The organism is Streptomyces sp. NPDC004435, from assembly GCF_042873895.1.
In the GTDB taxonomy this organism is placed as follows: Bacteria; Actinomycetota; Actinomycetes; order Streptomycetales; family Streptomycetaceae; genus Streptomyces.
This window is the reverse complement of sequence record NZ_JBIAMB010000029.1, coordinates 20,544-36,753: the sequence shown is the minus strand read 5'-3', so window position 1 is coordinate 36,753 and position 16,210 is coordinate 20,544. Positions and strand designations below refer to the sequence as shown.

The window sequence follows — 16,210 nt, the reverse complement described above, 5'->3', positions numbered from 1 at the left end:
CGGATGCTGCCGATCGACGCGGCGGCGCACAGCAGTCGCTGGCGCCGCCGTCATCCGGCGGAGAAGGCCGCGCTCGGCTTCGGTCTGACGCTCTGCGCGGTGTGTCTGCCGCCGTGGCCGGGGGCGCCCCTGATCGCGGCGGCCACCCTCGCCGTCCTGCTCGGCCCGGCCGGTGTGCCGGGCCGGCAGCTGTGGCGGGCCTTCCGGATCCCCCTGGGCTTCTGCGTCACCGGAGCCGTTCCGCTGCTGTTCGCGGTGGGCGGGCCCGGGGGCGCCGTGGCCTGGGCTCCGGACGGGCCCGTGCACGCCGGAGAGCTGCTGCTGCGGACGGCGTCGGCCTCGCTGGGCGTGCTGCTGTTCGCGTTCACCACACCGGTGTCGGACGTGCTGCCGCGCCTGGTCGGGGCCGGGGTGCCGGCGCCGGTGGTGGACGTGGCCCTGGTGATGTACCGGATCGTCTTCCTGCTGCTCGACGCCCAGGCCAAGGTGCGTCAGGCGCAGGCGGCGCGGCTCGGGGCAACGACCCGGGCGGCCGTGTGGCGGTCGCTGGCCGGGCTCGGCGCGACCTCGTTCGTGCGGGCCTTCGACCGGGCGCAGCGGCTCCAGACCGGTCTCGCCGGGCGCGGTTACGACGGGACGCTGCGGGTGCTGCTGCCCGAGGCCCCGGTCTCCCGCCCGTTCCTCGCGGCGACGGCCGGCCTCCTCGCGGGGCTCGTCGCCCTCACCCTCGTACTGGAAAGGTTCCTCGCATGACGGCCCCCACCCCGGTCGTGGAGTTGGTGCGCGCGGGTTTCGCGTACGAGGACGGGCCGGCCGTCCTCTCCGGTGTCGCCTTCGCGGTGACGGAGGGCCGGGCGATCGCGCTGCTCGGGCGCAACGGCGGCGGGAAGACGACGCTGCTGCGGCTGCTGAGCGGCGGGCTGCGCTGCGGGGAGGGGGCGCTGCTCCTGGACGGTACGGAAGTGGCGTACGACCGGAAGGGGCTGACCCGGCTGCGGACCTCGGTGCAGCTGGTGGTGCAGGATCCGGACGACCAGCTCTTCGCCGCCTCGGTGGCGCAGGACGTGTCCTTCGGGCCGATGAACCTGGGGCTGCCCGAGGAGGAGGTGCGGCTGAGGGTCGCCGAGGCGCTGGAGGCGCTGGACATCACGGCGCTCGCGGACCGGCCGACGCACCTGCTGTCGTACGGGCAGCGCAAGCGTGCGGCGATCGCCGGCGCGGTCGCGATGCGGCCCCGGGTCCTGATCATGGACGAGCCGACGGCGGGCCTCGACCCGCACGGCCAGGAGCGCCTCCTGGAGACCCTGGAGCGGCTGCGGGCGGCGGGCACCACGGTGGTCATGGCCACGCACGACGTGGACCTGGCGCTGCGGTGGGCCGACGAGGCCGCCGTGCTCTCCCCCGCCGGGCTGCGCACCGGCCCGGCCGCCGTGCTCCTCGCGGACGAGGCCCTGCTCGACGCGGCCCGGCTGCGACGTCCGTGGGCGGTGCCGGTCGAGCGGCTGCTCAGGGAGCGGGGGCTGCTGCCGGAGGGCGTACCGGGCCCCCGGACGGCGGAGGATCTGGACGCCCTGCTGGACCGGGTGGGCTGAGGGCCCGTCGGGAGCGCCCCGGGGTTACGGCGCGGGGAGGCCCCGCCGGGCGTCCGCCCGGTGGGCGGGCGTCCGGCGGGGCTCCGGGGTGGATCAGCGCACGTCGTAGGCGCGGGTGACCGTCTGGCGGACGGAGTTGCCGTTCGCGTCGGTCAGTTCGGTGCGCAGGGTGACCTGCTTGCCGGTGGCTCCGCTGTGGTCCACCGTCGCGGTCCACGTGCCGCCGTGCCGGGCGACCGGGGCCTCGGTCCAGGTCGCGCCGCCGTCGTAGGAGTACGACAGCGAGGCGGAGACCAGAGCCCCGGGGGTGTAGCCGCCGTGGCCGGTCGCCTTCAGGGCGAGCTTCTGGCCGGGGCGGGCGGGGAGCGTCTTCGCCGCGTCCTCGGGCAGCCCGACGCGGGGGAAGAGGAGCGGGACGGGCTGGGAGTGGACGTTCTCGTCACGTGCGGAGCGGAACCGCCAGACGGTGGCGACCGAGGTCGACCGCTGCCAGACCTTCGCCGGCGCGCTGATCTTCTGGATGAACTGCTCCAGTTCGTAGGCGCCTTCCTCGGCCGGGACGTCGGAGACCCCGTACGGGTAGACGGAGCGTCCGATCTGCTCACCGTCGAGGCGCAGCTTCAGGTTGCCGATGTCTCCGAAGGATCCGGCCTCACCGTGGTGGGTGCCGTCGCCCCACATCGCGGTGGAGACGCCGATCAGGTCGCCCTGGCGTTCGGCGGCGAGGCGGGGCCGGCCGTCGGCGTCGATCGGGGCGCGCGGGGTGACGACGCCGTCGTACCAGTGCTCGTCGCGCCGCTCCCCCGGCTCGGGCGTGCGGGGTGCGCCGACCATGAACTCGCCCCAGGGGAAGCTGCTGGAGAGGTAGCGCTGCCAGGTCTCGCCGGGGGTCTGGAAGTCGGTCCGGGTGCCGGGCACCGCGACGCCGTCGAAGGGCACGAGCACCTGCGAGCCGTCCGGACGGCCGGCGAGCGCGGCGTCGATGTAGTCGGCGGCGACGCCCATGGAGCGGTACGTCGAGGTGGTCCGGGCGAGCCGGTCGTCGTCGACGCGGTAGGTGCGGTCCTCGTCGATCTCGCGGCGCTCCGGGAAGGCGAGGGTGTACGTGTACGGGCTCTTGGCGGCGCCGTGCCAGCGGAGCGTCACCGGGCCGGCCGCCAGCCGGTCCAGCAGGGACCGGGCTTCGGCGGACTCGACGGCGAGCACGGGGAGTTCGGGGGAGGCGCCGGGGGAAGGCTGCCAGCGGCCGGGGGCGGTGCGGTGGGTGAGGACGGCCTTGGCGCCGGCGAGCCTGGCGTCACGGGCCTGGACGGAGACGCTGGTCGCGCCGTCCGCGATCCGGACCAGGGCGATCCTGCCCTGGACCCCGGCGGCCGCGAGCTCGGCGGGCGTGCCGGTGCCGGCGTCGACGAGGGGTGCCCGGCCCTTTCCGTCGAGGTTGACCGACCCGGCCGAGGCGGTGAGGGGGTGCAGGCTCCCGCCGCCGACGACGCCGAACTCGGAGAGCAGGGGCGCGGCGGCCCGCCAGTAGCTCGTGAAGCCGAACTCCCCGTCGCGCGCGCGGCCTTCGACGGAGGCGTAGTAGCCGCGGACGGTGCGGCCGCCGGAGAGGGTCCCGGAGTGGCCCCAGGTGTCGTCCCAGGAGCGGGAGAAGCCGAGCAGCCCGCTGCGCACCTCGGTCGGCCGGTCGGTGCGCGGCTTCAGCCGGTGGGCCCGGCGGGCGTCGAGGACGATCGTGGTGTCCTTCGTCAGCTCGATCTCGGGGCGGCCGAGGTAGGTGATGGAGTCGGCGAGCCCGGCTCCCTCGCCGCGGTCGGGAGTGACGACGAAGGAGGAGAGGAAGTAGCTGCCGGGGCGCAGCCGGTACGTCTGCTCCGCCGCGCCCTGGTTGTAGCGGCGTTCGCCGGTGGCGGTGTCGGTGCTGACGACGTCGAGCGCGGAGGTGCCCGCGGCGGGGTTGCCGAGCCGGTCGACGGTCTTCACCCGCAGCGTGACGGTGCGGGGCTCCACGTGGAGGGAGAAGGGGGTGGAGACGTGGACGCCGTCGCCGGTGGCGAGGACGCGGCCGGTGATGTCGCCGTACTGGGCGGCGTCCAGGCGTGCGGCCGGGTCCAGGGTGAGCGGGACCTCGGCGGTGGCTCCGGCGGGGACGGTGACGCGGTCGTCGCCGAGGCGCGCGATCCGGGAGCGGATGCGGGAGCCGTCGTTGCCGGTGACGGCCCGGAGGTCCAGGTCCAGCTTCACGGGCCGGTCGCCCGTGTTGGTGTAGGGGAGGGTGACCGTGGTGCGGTCGGCGGTGCTCTGGGGCCAGCGGAAGGAGCCGCCCTGGACGGCCGGGGCGCCGAGGACGGTCGCGTCGAGGGCCGCCTTGACGTCGAGGCGGCCGGCGCCGGTCTCGCGGGCGTCGCCGGGGATGTCGGCCTTCGCCGAGGAGACGAGGGCGGCCTTGATCTGCCGGGGCGTCCAGTCGGGGTGCCGCTGCCTGACGACGGCGGCGGCGCCCGCGACGTGCGGGGTGGCCATCGACGTACCGGACATCGCGCGGTAGGCGTAGATCCCCCGGCCGCCCGCGGCGGCGGCGGAGATGCCCACGCCGGGGGCGGCGATCTCGGGCTTGAGGGTGTGGGTCGCGGCGGTCGGGCCGCGGCTGGAGAAGGGGGCGGTGGAGTCGTCGCGGTCGACGGCGCCGACGGTGAGGACGCTGGGCGCGCAGCCGGGCGAGGAGACGGAGTTCAGTCCCGGGCCCGTGTTTCCGGCGGCCACGACGAACAGCGTGTCGGTGGTGCGGGCGAGCTGCTCCGTGGCGGCGCTCATCGGGTCGGTGCAGTCGGTGGGGGTGGGGTCGCCGAGGCTCATGGAGACGATGTCGGCGTCGTGGTCGACGGCCCACTGCATGCCGGCGATGATCCAGGAGGTGGCGCCGGAGCCGCCGTCGCCGAGGACCTTGCCGTTGAGGAGTTCGGCGCCCGGGGCGACTCCCTTGTTCCGGCCGTCGCTCGCCGCGCCGGAGCCGCCCACGGTGGAGATGGTGTGGGTGCCGTGGCCCTGGCGGTCGGTGGCGTCCGGGGAGTCGGTGAAGTTGCGGGAGGCGCTGACGCGGCCCTTGAGGTCCGGGTGCCCGGTGTCGGCGCCGGTGTCGAGGACGGCCACCTTGGTGCCCTCGCCGTCGAAGCCCGCGGCCCAGGCGAGGTCGGCGCCCACCTGGGCGGTGGAGTGTTCGAGCGTCGCCTCGACCTTGCGGTCCAGCCAGATCTTCCGGACGTCGGCGCCGGCCCGGGAGCGGGGTGAGGTGATGTCGGCCCAGAAGGCGGCGGCCTCCTCCTTGTCGGCCGTGAGCGCGACGCCGTGCGCGGCGGGGAGGGCCTGGCCCCGGGTCGCGCCGCGCGGGGAGGCCGGGACGGCGCGGGCGACGTCGACGGAGGAGTCGTAGACGGCGATGAGCGGGAGGGCCGTGGTGCGGGAGTCGTCGTAGCCCTGCCGGATGAGGCCGGTGACGTTGAAGAGCTCCTCGTCGACGCGGCCGGCGGCGAGCGGTCCCGCGGCGCCGTCGGGGTAGACGTACAGGTTCCCGCCGTGGTGGCGGGTCTCCAGGAGCGGGACGCCGCCGTCCTCGCGGGGCAGCGCCGTCGCGGTGGCCCGCCCGGTGCCGTCCGCGGCGACCAGGACGCGGTCGCCGGTGACGAGGGTGACGGTCACGGGGGCGCCCGTGTGCCGGGCGGCCTCCGCCGTGCCGACGAGGGGGCGGTCGCCGTCCGGGGTCTCCGGTCGGGCGGCAGCGGACGGGGTCAGCGCGGTGACGGCCAGGACGGCGGCGGTCGCCGCCCCCAGGGCCGTACGCGATATCCGGCGCATCGTTCTCCCTTGATCGTTGCTGGTGCGGTGGCGACACCTTGGCAAAGGGCGCGGGAGGGGCGGAACAGCGAGCGCGGGGCGGGAAGGTGCCACGACCGTTTCCCGCCACACGAGCGGTGGAAGGACACCCTCCGGAAGGGGGGTCCAGGTGCTCGGAGCGATCGGACTCGACGACACGCAGGAGGCGGCGTACCGCGCCCTCGTCCGGCTCGGCGGCGCCGATCCGGCCGGACTGGCCCGGCGGCTCGGTCTCGGTGAGGGCGCCGTGGCCGGGGTGCTGTGCCGGCTGGAGGAGCGGGGGCTCGCGGCCCGGCCGTACGCCGGGGCGGACCGCTGGGTGCCGGCGCCGCCCGGGGTGGCGCTGGGAGCACTGCTCACCCGGCAGCGGCAGGTGCTGGACGGGGCGGAGCGGGCGGCGGCGCTGCTCGCGGACGTCTACCGCTCGGAGGCTTCGGACCCCGCGGTGCACGATCTGGTGGAGGTGGTGACGGGGGCGAGCGCGGTCGCGCACCGGTTCCTCCAGCTGCAGATGGGCGCGGTGGAGGAGCTGTGCGTGCTGGTGACCGGTGTCCCGGTCGCCGTGACGCCGACGGAGAACCCGGTCGAGGACGCGGCGGTGGCCCGTGGCGTCGCCTACCGGGTGGTGCTGGAGCGCGAGGCGCTGGCGCTGCCGGGGCAGCTGTCCGAGCTGGCGCTGGGGCTCGGGCGCAGGCAGGAGGTCCGGCTGACCGAGAAGGTCCCGACGAAGCTGGTGGTGGCCGACCGGGCCCTGGCGATGGTGCCGCTGGGCGACGGAGGGGCGGAGCCCTCCGCCCTGGTGGTCCACGCGAGCGGCGTGCTGGACCTGCTGATGAACGCCTTCGAGCGGGTCTGGCGGAACGCGCTGCCGGTCCAGCTCGGGCGGGGCGGGGAGCTGGTCGAGGACGAGCCGGCCGGTCCCGACGCGACGGACCTGAGGATCCTGGCCCTGCTGCTGCTCGGCATGACCGACGCGAGCGTCGGCAAGCAGCTGGGGCTCGGGCTGCGCACGGTGAAGCGGCGGGTGAAGGGGCTGATGGAGCTGGCGGGCGCGTCCACCCGGATCCAGCTGGGCTGGTGCGCGTACGAGCACGGCTGGATCGCCGGCCCGCCGGGGGCGCCGTGAGGGGGACGGCACGGACAGGGCACACCCCCACCGCGGCGCCGTGAGGGGCGGCACGGACACGGTCCGCCTCTGCCGGGGGCGCCGTGAGGGGGCAACGGCCCACCTCCACCGTTCCGCCGCGATGCGGGCGTCCAGGACCGAGCCGCCCTACCGAGTAGTAACCATCACACCCCGAATCTTCTGCAACTAGTTGCATAAGCGGGGGCGGGTCGCCTACAACAGGGTGCGACGATCCCTGCGCGAGGAGGCGCCCCGTGACCGCCACGACCCCGTACCCGCATCTGCTCAGCCCGCTCGACCTCGGCTTCACCACCCTGCCCAACCGGGTGATCATGGGGTCGATGCACGTCGGCCTGGAGGAGACCGAGCACGGCTTCGAGCGGATGGCCGCCTTCTACGCCGAGCGGGCCCGCGGAGGCGTCGGCCTCATCGTCACCGGCGGCATCGCGCCCAACGAGGCCGGCCGGCCGTGGGACGGCGGCGCCAAGCTGACCACCGCGGAGGAGGCCGCCGAGCACCGCCTGATCACCGAGGCCGTGCACGCCGAGGGCGGCCGGATCGCGATGCAGATCCTCCACTTCGGCCGGTACGCCTACCACTCCGCGCTGGTCGCGCCGAGCGCGATCAAGGCGCCCATCAGCCCCTTCGTGCCGAACGAGCTGACCGACGCCGAGGTCGAGCGGACCGTCGAGGACTACGCGCGCTGCGCCGAGCTGGCCAAGGAGGCCGGGTACGACGGCGTCGAGGTCATGGGCTCCGAGGGCTACCTCATCAACGAGTTCATCGCCGCCGCCACCAACCACCGCACCGACCGCTGGGGCGGCTCGTACGAGAACCGGGTCCGCTTCCCGCTGGAGATCGTCCGCCGGATCCGCGAGCGGGTCGGCACGGACTTCATCGTGGTCTACCGGCTCTCCATGCTCGACCTCGTCCCCGGCGGCTCGACCCTGGAGGAGGTCGTCCGGCTCGCCAAGGAGATCGAGGCCGCCGGCGCGACCATCATCAACACCGGCATCGGCTGGCACGAGGCCCGCATCCCCACCATCGCCACCTCCGTCCCGCGCGGCGCCTACACCTGGGTGACGAAGAAGCTGATGGGCGCCGTGTCGGTGCCTTTGGTCACCAGCAACCGCATCAACACCCCCGAGGTCGCCGAGGAGATCCTGGCCGACGGCCGCGCCGACCTCGTCTCGCTCGCCCGGCCCTTCCTCGCCGACCCCGCCTTCGTCAGCAAGGCCGCCGCCGGGCGCTCCGAGACCATCAACACCTGCATCGGCTGCAACCAGGCCTGCCTCGACCACACCTTCAGCCTCAAGATCACCTCCTGCCTGGTCAACCCGCGCGCCTGCCACGAGACCGAGCTGGTCCTCTCCCCCACCCGGCTCGCCAAGCGGATCGCCGTCGTCGGCGCAGGACCGGCCGGCCTGTCCTGCGCCGTCTCGGCGGCCGAACGCGGCCACTCCGTCACCCTCTTCGACGCCGCCGCGGAGATCGGCGGCCAGCTCAACGTCGCCAAGCGGGTCCCCGGCAAGGAGGAGTTCGACGAGACCCTGCGCTACTACCGCGTCCAGCTCGCCGAGCACGGCATCGACGTCCGCCTCGGCACCCGCGTCTCCGCCGCCGACCTCGACGGCTACGACGAGGTCGTCGTCGCCACCGGCGTCACCCCCCGCGACCCCGGCATCGAGGGCCAGGACCACCCGAGCGTGGTCAGCTACCTCGACGTGCTGCGCGACGGCGCGCCGGTCGGCGAGCGCGTCGCCATCATCGGCGCCGGCGGCATCGGCTTCGACGTCGCCGAGTTCCTGACCGACGGCGGCGAGGGCGCGAGCCAGGACCCCGAGACGTACTTCCGCCAGTGGGGCGTCGACACCGCCTACGAGAACCGGGGCGGCCTGCGCGCGCCCGAGCGCGGCGCACCGCCGCGCCAGGTGCACCTGCTCCAGCGCAAGACCTCCAAGGTCGGCGCCGGGCTCGGCAAGACGACCGGCTGGATCCACCGCACCGAGCTCAAGCACCGCGGCGTCGCCATGGTCGCCGGCGTCAGCTACGACCGGATCGACGACGAGGGCCTGCACCTCAGCATCGACGGCGAGCGGCAGGTGCTGCCGGTCGACACGATCGTCCTCTGCTCCGGCCAGGAGCCCCAGCGGGGCCTGTACGAGGAACTGGTCGCCGCCGGCCGCCCGGCGCACCTCATCGGCGGAGCCGACGTCGCCGCCGAGCTGGACGCCAAGCGCGCCATCGACCAGGGCACCCGGCTGGCCGCCGCCCTGTGACGGGCGGGCCGATGATCGCCGGGACCGGCCGAACCTAGGATGCGAGCATGTCCCTCCCGCACGCGATCCTCACCGCGCTGCTCGAGAAGCCGTCCTCCGGCCTCGAACTGACGCGCCGCTTCGACAAGTCGATCGGCTACTTCTGGTCGGCCACGCACCAGCAGATCTACCGCGAGCTGGGACGCCTGGAGGAGGCGGGGCAGATCCGCGCCCTGCCCTCCCCCGTGCCCGTCCGCGGGCAGCGCAAGGAGTACGAAGTGCTGCCCGCGGGGCGGGAGTTCCTGCGGGAGTGGGTCGGCGCGGCCGAGGACCCGAAGGCGCTCCGGTCCGCGCTGCTGCTGCGGATGCGGGCCGCGGCCGTGGTCGGCTCGGCCGGACTCCGCGCCGAACTGGAGCGCCACCTCGCCCTGCACCGCGCCCAGCTCGACGAGTACCGCGCCATCGAGCGACGGGACTTCCCCGCCGAGCGACGCCTGACCGAACCCGACCGGCTGCGCCACCTCGTCCTGCGCGGCGGGATCGACCTCGAACGCTTCTGGGTGGAGTGGGTGACCTCGGCGCTCGGCACGCTGGGCCCCGAACCGGGCGCCGGCAAGTGACACCGGGGCCGGAGGAGCGGCAGGGGGAACGAGGGTACTGAGGGGCGGCCGCCCGCGCCCCCGACCCGCCTCCTTCCGCCCCCGCCGAGCGCGGGTCCGCCCCCTCCCCTGCGTGGATACTGGTCGGTATCACGTCTTGTCCACGAAACGAAAGGGCGGGTATGGCCGACGACTTGGGGCACCGCGGGACTCGTCACGCGGTGGTCATCGGGGGAAGTCTCGCCGGACTCCTGGCGGCGCGGGCCCTCGCCGAACACGCGGAGCGGGTCACCGTCGTCGAGCGCGACCGACTCCCGGAGGGGCCGGACGCCCGGCCCGGAGTGCCGCAGGGGCGGCACCTGCACGTGCTCATCGCGGGCGGCCAGCGGGCGCTCGACGAACTGCTGCCCGGCTTCATGGACGAGCTGCGGGAACGCGGCGCGCCCGAGGTCGCCATGCCGACGGACATGGTCCAGTGGCAGGCCGGCCAGTGGTTCACCCGGCTTCCCGCCTCCGCGCACTTCTACAGCGGCCCGCGGCCCCAGCTGGAGTGGCTGGTCCGGCAGCGGGTGCTCGCCGACCCCCGCATCGAACTCGTCGAGGGCACCGAGACGGTGGGCCTGACCGGCACCGCCGCCCGGGTCACGGGCGTCCGGCTGCGGGAGCGCGGGACGGGCGCCGGGCGGGAGCCCCGTACGCTCGCCGCCGACCTCGTGGTGGACGCCTCGGGCCGGTCGACCAAGGCGGCGGACTGGCTGGCCGCGATCGGCGCGGAGGCGCCGCACGAGGAGACCCTCGACACCGGTCTCGCCTACAGCTCGCGGGTCTACCGGGCGACCGACGCGGTGCCGGCCACGGACGCGCTCGGCTACTACATCGTGCCGGGCCCGCAGCAGCCCTACGGAGGGGTGATCGTCCCGCTGGGCGACGGCCTGCACATGGTCACCTTCTCGGGCCTGCGCGGCGACGAACCACCCACCGAGGAGGGGGAGTTCGAGGAGTACGCCAAGCGGTTCCCGCACCCCGTGATCAGCGAGTGGCTGGCCGGCGCGGAGCCGGCCGGACCCGTGCACGGCTTCCGGCGGACCGCCAACATCCGGCGCCGGTACGACCGTCCGGGCCGCCGCCCGGCCGGCTTCCTCGCCACCGGCGACGCGCTGTGCGCGTTCAACCCGATCTACGGGCAGGGCATGGCGACCGCGGCGCTCGGCGCGGTGGCGCTGCGCCAGGCGCTCGCGGACACCCGGCGGGTCCCGACCACCCGGCGGGTGCAGCGGGCGGTGCTCGACGCGTCCCGGCAGGCGTGGGACATCTCGGCGGGCGCGGACAAGAAGATGCCGGGCGCGACGGGCGACGCGGCCCGGTCCCGGCCGATGGACCGGGTGACCGGCTGGTATCTGGCGCGGGTCCAGGAGCGGGCGGCGGGCGACGCCGTGGTCGGTGTGCCGTTCCGCGCGGCCCTGACCCTGACGGCGCCGCTGACCGGCCTGTTCGCCCCCTCGGTGATGCGGGCGGCACTGTTCTCACCGGTCCCCGAGACCCCGGCGGAGCCCCCGCTGCGCCTCGGGGGCTGACGCATCGCGGCGGCGGCTCCGGGGTCAGACCCCCGGGGCCGCCGTGATCATGCCGGCGGCGATGGCCGCGCCGAGGCTGCCGTAGTCGTCGGCGTTCTGGCCTGCGTAGGCGAGGGAGAAGTCGGCGACCGCGCGGTCGAAGACGTCGGAGGAGCCCAGGTAGGCGGCGATGGCGACGCGGTCGCCGGAGCGGGCGTGGGCCCTGGCCAGGGCGCGCCCGCACAGCCGGGCGTACTCCCGGAGCATCGCGGGCGTCATCGACTCCACCTCGGCGGAGCCCTTCATGTCGCGCAGCTGGCGCCAGTAGAAGTGGCGCTGTTCGGGGCCGGTCATCCAGCCGAGGAAGATGTCGCTGGCGGCCTGGGTGAGGCGCTGGCCGCAGACGACGCGCCGGCCCTGGTGCGGGTAGGCGGTGGGCGGCAGGTACGCCTCCAGCACCGAGCGGCTCGCCTCCTTGATCTGGAGGATGAGCGGGTCGCGCTCGTCGCGGCCTTCGAGGAGGACGACGAAGCAGCGGGTGCCGACGCTGCCGACGCCGACGACCTTGCGGGCGGCGTCGCGGAAGCGGTAGCGGTCGAGGAGGAGGCGCCGGTCCTCGGAGAGCGAGCTGCGGTAGTCGCTGAAGATCTTGCCGAGGGTGGCCCGGTCCAGATCGGCGACGCGCTCCAGGAGCGGCGGGTCCTCGGCGATCCGGCGGCCGCCGTCGCCGTCGGGGACGGTGAGCTTGTCGAGGGCCTGGAGGCTGGTGCGGCGGCGCGCCTTGGCGAGACCGCGCGCCACCCGGTCGCGTTCGCCGGGGCGGACGAGGCCGGCGAGTTCGTCGGCGTCGATCCGCTCGTACCAGACGGTGAGCTCCCCGAGGCCGGCGAGGCGGCGCATGGTGGTGCGGTACGACTCGGCGGCGACGAGCGCGGCGCGGTGGGCCTTGGGCCGGGAGCCGCCGTTCTGGAGGGCGGCGACGGTGATGCTGGCCGCGAGGCGCTTGACGTCCCACTCGAAGGGTCCGGGCAGGGTCTCGTCGAAGTCGTTGACATCGAAGAGGAGCGTCCGTTCGGGTGAGGCGTAGACCCCGAAGTTGAGCAGGTGGGCGTCGCCGCAGAGCTGGACGGTGAGTCCGGTGTTGCGGGTGGCGGCGAGGTCGGCGGCCATGACGGCGGCGGCGCCGCGCAGGAACGCGAAGGGGGAGGCGGCCATCCGCCCGTACCGCACGGGGGCGAGGTCGGGCAGCCGGTCGGCGGCCTGGCGCTCCAGGACGGTCAGCGGGTCGGGGCGCTGGGAACTCGGTATCCAGCGGCCGTGGGAGGAGCGTGGGACCCGCTTGCGGGCCGCGCGGCCCCGGCGGGCCTGCTCCGAGGGCGTCGTCATCCGGCCTCACCCCTGTTCCGTCACCGGCTGGGCCGGTGCTGTCGCCTGGTCCCCATTACAGGGTGCGACGCGGGTTTCGGCCACTCTGCACGGTCGCCCTAGCAAAATGGTTTAGACCAATGATAGGAATTGATCACCCATACGGCCCGCGCTGTCACGCTGAGCGAAGAAGGGGTTGATCATGGCCGCACCTCAAGCCGTGCCCGACTACCGGCCCGATTCCCGCCTCGTACCCGAATCCCCGCCGGAGGAGGAGGTCCCGCGCTATCTGCGGGTCGCCGCCGCCCTGCGGGACGACCTGGGCCGCCGGGCACTCGCCCCTGGCGGCCGGCTGCCCTCGGAACGATCCCTGGCGCAGCGGTACCACGTCAACCGGCAGACCGTCCGCAGCGCGCTCCAACTGCTGCGGGAGGAAAGGCTGGTGGTGACCGACCGGCGCGGCACCTTCGCCGCGACCGGGCCGGAGCCCGACGGGGAAGCGCCTCTGGAGCCCCCGGCGCCGTCCGCCGCCTGGCCGGTCTTCCCGGGCGGATCGCGCGCGGCGGAGGCCCTGGTGCGGGCTTCGCTCGGCTGGGAGCCGCCGCCGGCGGCGCTGGCCCCGAGGCTGCTCCTCGCGCCGGGCGAGCCGACGCTGGTGCACCGTCACCGGGTGCTGGCCCCGCAGGGCCGGGAGCTCCAGCGGGCGGTGTCCTGGTTCTCCCGGCCGGCGCTGGACGAGATCCCGCAGCTGGCCCGCTACCGGCGGGCCCGGCCCTGCGTCAGCCGGCCCGACCTGCGGCTCCTCTACCACTGGATGCACAAGGCGGGGCTGCGGGTCACCCACCGGGAGTCGGTCCGGGTGCCGTCCGCCACCGCGGGGACGGCGGCCGGCGGCACGGCCCGGCTGAGCGTCCACCGGGTGGTGAGCGATCAGCACGGGCACGTCCTGGAGGTCACGGACATCGACTTCTCGGCCCAGGAGGCGGCGTGGACCTACGAGTACAGCCTCTGACCGTCCGGCCCCACGGCCGTAGGACACAGCCTCCGAACGTCCGGACTCCCGGCCGTCAGACGAGCCCCTCCGATATCTCCGCCTCCTCGCGGGCGGTGCCGCCGTACGGCGTCGGCGTGCCGTACGAGCGGCGGGCGACGTACCACCAGACGGTCGCCAGGAGCAGCACGACGGCGAGGGCGATCACCGCGTAGTTCATGGTGTCGACGGTCACCGGACTCTTCTGGGGCAGGCAGAAGAGGACGGTCACCACCGCGACCCAGCCGACCGCGACCCAGCCGATCGGACGGCTCCAGCGGCCGAGGCTCCACGGGCCGGGCGTGAAGTCGCGCCCGGCCCGCAGCCGGAGCAGGATCGGGATGGCGTAGGCGGGCGTGATGCCGATGACGTTGATCGCGGTGACCGCGCCGTACGCGGTCGCCGAGTACAGCGAGGGCAGCGCGAGCACGGCGGCGGCGCCGACGGAGAGCCAGACGGCGGGGACCGGCGTCCGGGTGCGGCGGCTGACCTTCCGCCAGGTCGCGGAGGCCGGGAGAGCGTTGTCGCGGCTGAAGGCGAACACCATGCGGCTGGCGGCGGCCACCTCGGCGTTGCCGCAGAAGAGCTGGGCGACGATGACGACGAGGAGCAGGGCGGTGGCGCCGCCGGTGCCGAGGGCGTCGAGCAGGATCTGGGCCGGCGGGACGCCGGTGGCGCTGCCGACGGTGCCCGCGTAGTCCTGGATGGCGAAGGTGAGTCCGGCGAGGAGCGCGAAGCCGGCGATCCAGGAGACCCAGATGGCGCGGACGATGCCCTTGGCCGCCGTGACGGAGGCGTTGGCGGTCTCCTCGGAGAGGTGGGCGGAGGCGTCGTAGCCGGAGAAGGTGTACTGGGCGAGGAGCAGTCCGATCGCGGCGACGTAGAACGGGTTGGCCCAGCCGGTGTCGTTGACGAACTCGGTGAAGACGAACTCGGCCGACTGGTGGCGGTCGGGGACGATCGCGAGCGCGCCGACGATCACGGCGACGCCGGTCAGGTGCCACCACACGCTGATCGAGTTGAGCACGCTGACGAGGCGGACGCCGAAGAGGTTGAGGACGGCGTGGAGCAGCAGGATCGCCAGGAAGATCAGGAAGGTGGAGCCGGGGGTGGGGGTGAAGCCCCACTGGAGGTTGAGGAAGGCGCCCGTGAAGAGGGCGGCGCCGTAGTCGATGCCGGCGATCGCGCCGAGCAGGCCGAGCAGGTTGAGCCAGCCCGTGTACCAGCCCCAGCGACGGCCGCCGAGCCGGTCGGCCATGTAGTAGAGGGCTCCCGAGGTGGGGTAGGCGCTGGTGACCTCGGCGAGGGCGAGGCCGACGCAGAGGACGAAGAGGCCGACGCCCGCCCAGCCCCAGAGCATGACGGCGGGGCCGCCGGTGCCGAGCCCGAAGCCGTACAGGGTCATGCAGCCGGAGAGGACGGAGATGACCGAGAAACTGATGGCGAAGTTGCCGAACCCGCCCATCCGGCGGGCCAGCACCGGCTGGTAGCCCAGCTCGCGCAGCCGGGCCTCCTCGTCGGGTAACGCGGCGGCGGGCGCCTTGCGGCGCGCGTCCGTGGGGGCGGTGCGGGGCATCGGGGGAACCTCCGGAGGACGGGGCGGGGTGAGCGGTGGGGCGGAGCGGTCAGGAGGGGCGGGCGAGGGCGCGCGGTGTGTGCGGTACGGAAGCGGCGGGCGTGGGGGCTCGGTGTCGGGCGGTACGGGAGGGGCGGGCGTCGTCGTACGGAGTGGGCGGTACGGGAGGCGGCGGGGCGCGGGTTCAGTCGCCGAGACAGCGGGCACGGGCCCGCAGGAAGACCTCCTCGGCGAGGGCGCGGTCGTCCGGGCGCGGGGTGCGGTGGGCCCAGGGCACCGGGGTGTAGTACGGGCCGAGGGCCTCGAAGACGCGCGCCGCGTCGGGGAAGCGCAGCGCGCCGTAGAGCGCGTGCGCCAGGTGGTTGAGGTCCAGTTGGGACGCCTCCGGAACGGCGCAGTAGAGGAACCAGGTGTCCATCGCCCGCCGCGCCTCCCGCACCGCGTCCTCGGCGACCCAGTGCAGGTCGAGCGCGTGCACCTGTCCCCGGTCGCGCCGGTAGCGCTCGACCCGCACGTAGAGCGGCAGGGCGTGCAGGGCGGAGCCCTGGGGGGCCGTGGAGGCCGCCCACTGGGCGTAGTTGACGGCCTCGGAGAGCGGGCCTTCGCGGCGCGCGTACAGGAACTGGAGCATGCGGTGGTACGCCTCGCGGTTGTACGGGTCACGCTTCTCGGCCTCGGCGAGCAGCCCCCAGGGGCCGGGCGGCAGCATGGGCGCGGGCGGCGGGACGCGGTGTTCGGGGCCGGGCCTGCGGGCGTCGAGGACGGCGAGGGCGAGGAGCCCGATCCAGGGCACGGGGTCGTCGGGGGCGCGGTCGGCGGCCTCCCGGCAGGCGTCCCACGCCTCCTGCCGGAGCGTCCGGGTCCGCGTGTGGCCCGCGCGGTGGGCACGGACGGCGCGTTCGACGGCGACCCGGCCGTGCATCACGGCGGCGGCGGAGCCGGCGGGCTCCTCCGCGCGCCACGCGTGGACGACGTCGGTGCCGGCGGCGACGGTGGCGAGGATCTGGGTGCGGCGGGTCCAGGCGTCCCAGCGCCCGGAGTCGGCCGTGTCCCGGAGGAGCCGCGCCATCTCGCCCCAGCGACCGGTGCGCAGGTCCTGGAGCGCGTGGCGCAGGGCGTGGTCGTGGCCCGCGGGGTGGAAGACGGGGCGGAAGCCGGGGCCGGGCATCAGCGGGTGGGGCCGGGCGGTACGGGCCGGGCGGTGGGCGTCGTCATCGGTCCTCGGTCGGGCGCGGTCGGTT

At 74.9% G+C, this 16,210-nt stretch carries 11 protein-coding genes; 7 read left to right on the top strand and 4 right to left on the bottom strand.

What is annotated here, in order from left to right; translation table 11 throughout:
• Positions 1-3 precede the first annotated feature (3 nt).
• Positions 4-753, top strand: coding sequence for a cobalt ECF transporter T component CbiQ (cbiQ, locus tag ACFYT9_RS35950; RefSeq protein ID WP_389170581.1), 750 nt, complete (start codon positions 4-6; stop codon positions 751-753).
• Positions 750-1,592, top strand: a complete 843-nt coding sequence (locus ACFYT9_RS35945) for an ATP-binding cassette domain-containing protein (protein WP_389170578.1) — start codon at positions 750-752, stop codon at positions 1,590-1,592. The genes cbiQ and ACFYT9_RS35945 overlap by 4 nt, the downstream gene beginning before the upstream one ends.
• Positions 1,593-1,685: 93 nt before the next feature.
• Here the strand turns inward: ACFYT9_RS35945 and ACFYT9_RS35940 are convergent, their stop codons facing one another.
• Positions 1,686-5,444 carry a S8 family serine peptidase gene (locus ACFYT9_RS35940; RefSeq protein WP_389170575.1) on the bottom strand — a complete coding sequence of 1,253 codons (3,759 nt, stop codon included), beginning with the start codon at positions 5,442-5,444 and terminating at the stop codon, positions 1,686-1,688.
• Positions 5,445-5,592: 148 nt separating this feature from the next.
• On the opposite strand from ACFYT9_RS35940, the gene ACFYT9_RS35935 reads away from it, so the two are divergent.
• From ACFYT9_RS35935 to ACFYT9_RS35920, 4 genes are all read left to right on the top strand, one after another.
• Entirely contained in the window at positions 5,593-6,588 is a 996-nt protein-coding gene (locus ACFYT9_RS35935; RefSeq protein WP_389170572.1) for a helix-turn-helix transcriptional regulator, read from the top strand.
• A gap of 254 nt (positions 6,589-6,842) precedes the next feature.
• A complete protein-coding gene (locus ACFYT9_RS35930; RefSeq protein WP_387275649.1) occupies positions 6,843-8,867 on the top strand; it encodes an FAD-dependent oxidoreductase in 2,025 nt (674 codons plus the stop codon).
• 47 nt (positions 8,868-8,914) lie between these two features.
• Positions 8,915-9,466 (top strand): PadR family transcriptional regulator, encoded by a 552-nt coding sequence (locus tag ACFYT9_RS35925; protein WP_389170569.1) that lies wholly within the window; start codon positions 8,915-8,917, stop codon positions 9,464-9,466.
• A 161-nt stretch (positions 9,467-9,627) separates the two neighbouring features.
• Positions 9,628-11,019, top strand: a complete 1,392-nt coding sequence (locus ACFYT9_RS35920) for an NAD(P)/FAD-dependent oxidoreductase (RefSeq protein WP_389170566.1) — start codon at positions 9,628-9,630, stop codon at positions 11,017-11,019.
• A gap of 24 nt (positions 11,020-11,043) precedes the next feature.
• On the opposite strand, the gene ACFYT9_RS35915 is transcribed toward ACFYT9_RS35920, so the two are convergent.
• Positions 11,044-12,384: a DUF2252 domain-containing protein gene (locus ACFYT9_RS35915; RefSeq protein WP_389170563.1), complete on the bottom strand. Its 1,341-nt coding sequence runs from the start codon at positions 12,382-12,384 to the stop codon at positions 11,044-11,046.
• Positions 12,385-12,565: 181 nt separating this feature from the next.
• On the opposite strand from ACFYT9_RS35915, the gene ACFYT9_RS35910 reads away from it, so the two are divergent.
• Positions 12,566-13,375, top strand: a complete 810-nt coding sequence (locus tag ACFYT9_RS35910) for a winged helix-turn-helix domain-containing protein (RefSeq protein ID WP_389170560.1) — start codon at positions 12,566-12,568, stop codon at positions 13,373-13,375.
• Between the two features lie 55 nt (positions 13,376-13,430).
• On the opposite strand, the gene ACFYT9_RS35905 is transcribed toward ACFYT9_RS35910, so the two are convergent.
• Both ACFYT9_RS35905 and ACFYT9_RS35900 read right to left on the bottom strand, forming a co-directional pair.
• Positions 13,431-14,969 (bottom strand): amino acid permease, encoded by a 1,539-nt coding sequence (locus ACFYT9_RS35905; protein WP_387275659.1) that lies wholly within the window; start codon positions 14,967-14,969, stop codon positions 13,431-13,433.
• Positions 14,970-15,153: 184 nt separating this feature from the next.
• Positions 15,154-16,137 carry a hypothetical protein gene (locus ACFYT9_RS35900; protein WP_387275693.1) on the bottom strand — a complete coding sequence of 328 codons (984 nt, stop codon included), beginning with the start codon at positions 16,135-16,137 and terminating at the stop codon, positions 15,154-15,156.
• Positions 16,138-16,210 lie beyond the last annotated feature (73 nt).

Bases quoted from the DNA above. Each gene is read 5' to 3' on its own strand.
- ACFYT9_RS35920 (WP_389170566.1), top strand. From the start codon at position 9,628: ATGGCCGACGACTTGGGGCACCGCGGGACTCGTCACGCGGTGGTCATC.
- ACFYT9_RS35940 (WP_389170575.1), bottom strand. From the start codon at position 5,444: ATGCGCCGGATATCGCGTACGGCCCTGGGGGCGGCGACCGCCGCCGTC.
- ACFYT9_RS35910 (WP_389170560.1), top strand. From the start codon at position 12,566: ATGGCCGCACCTCAAGCCGTGCCCGACTACCGGCCCGATTCCCGCCTC.
- ACFYT9_RS35905 (WP_387275659.1), bottom strand. From the start codon at position 14,969: ATGCCCCGCACCGCCCCCACGGACGCGCGCCGCAAGGCGCCCGCCGCC.
- ACFYT9_RS35925 (WP_389170569.1), top strand. From the start codon at position 8,915: ATGTCCCTCCCGCACGCGATCCTCACCGCGCTGCTCGAGAAGCCGTCC.
- ACFYT9_RS35900 (WP_387275693.1), bottom strand. From the start codon at position 16,137: ATGCCCGGCCCCGGCTTCCGCCCCGTCTTCCACCCCGCGGGCCACGAC.
- ACFYT9_RS35945 (WP_389170578.1), top strand. From the start codon at position 750: ATGACGGCCCCCACCCCGGTCGTGGAGTTGGTGCGCGCGGGTTTCGCG.
- cbiQ (WP_389170581.1), top strand. From the start codon at position 4: ATGCTGCCGATCGACGCGGCGGCGCACAGCAGTCGCTGGCGCCGCCGT.
- ACFYT9_RS35915 (WP_389170563.1), bottom strand. From the start codon at position 12,384: ATGACGACGCCCTCGGAGCAGGCCCGCCGGGGCCGCGCGGCCCGCAAG.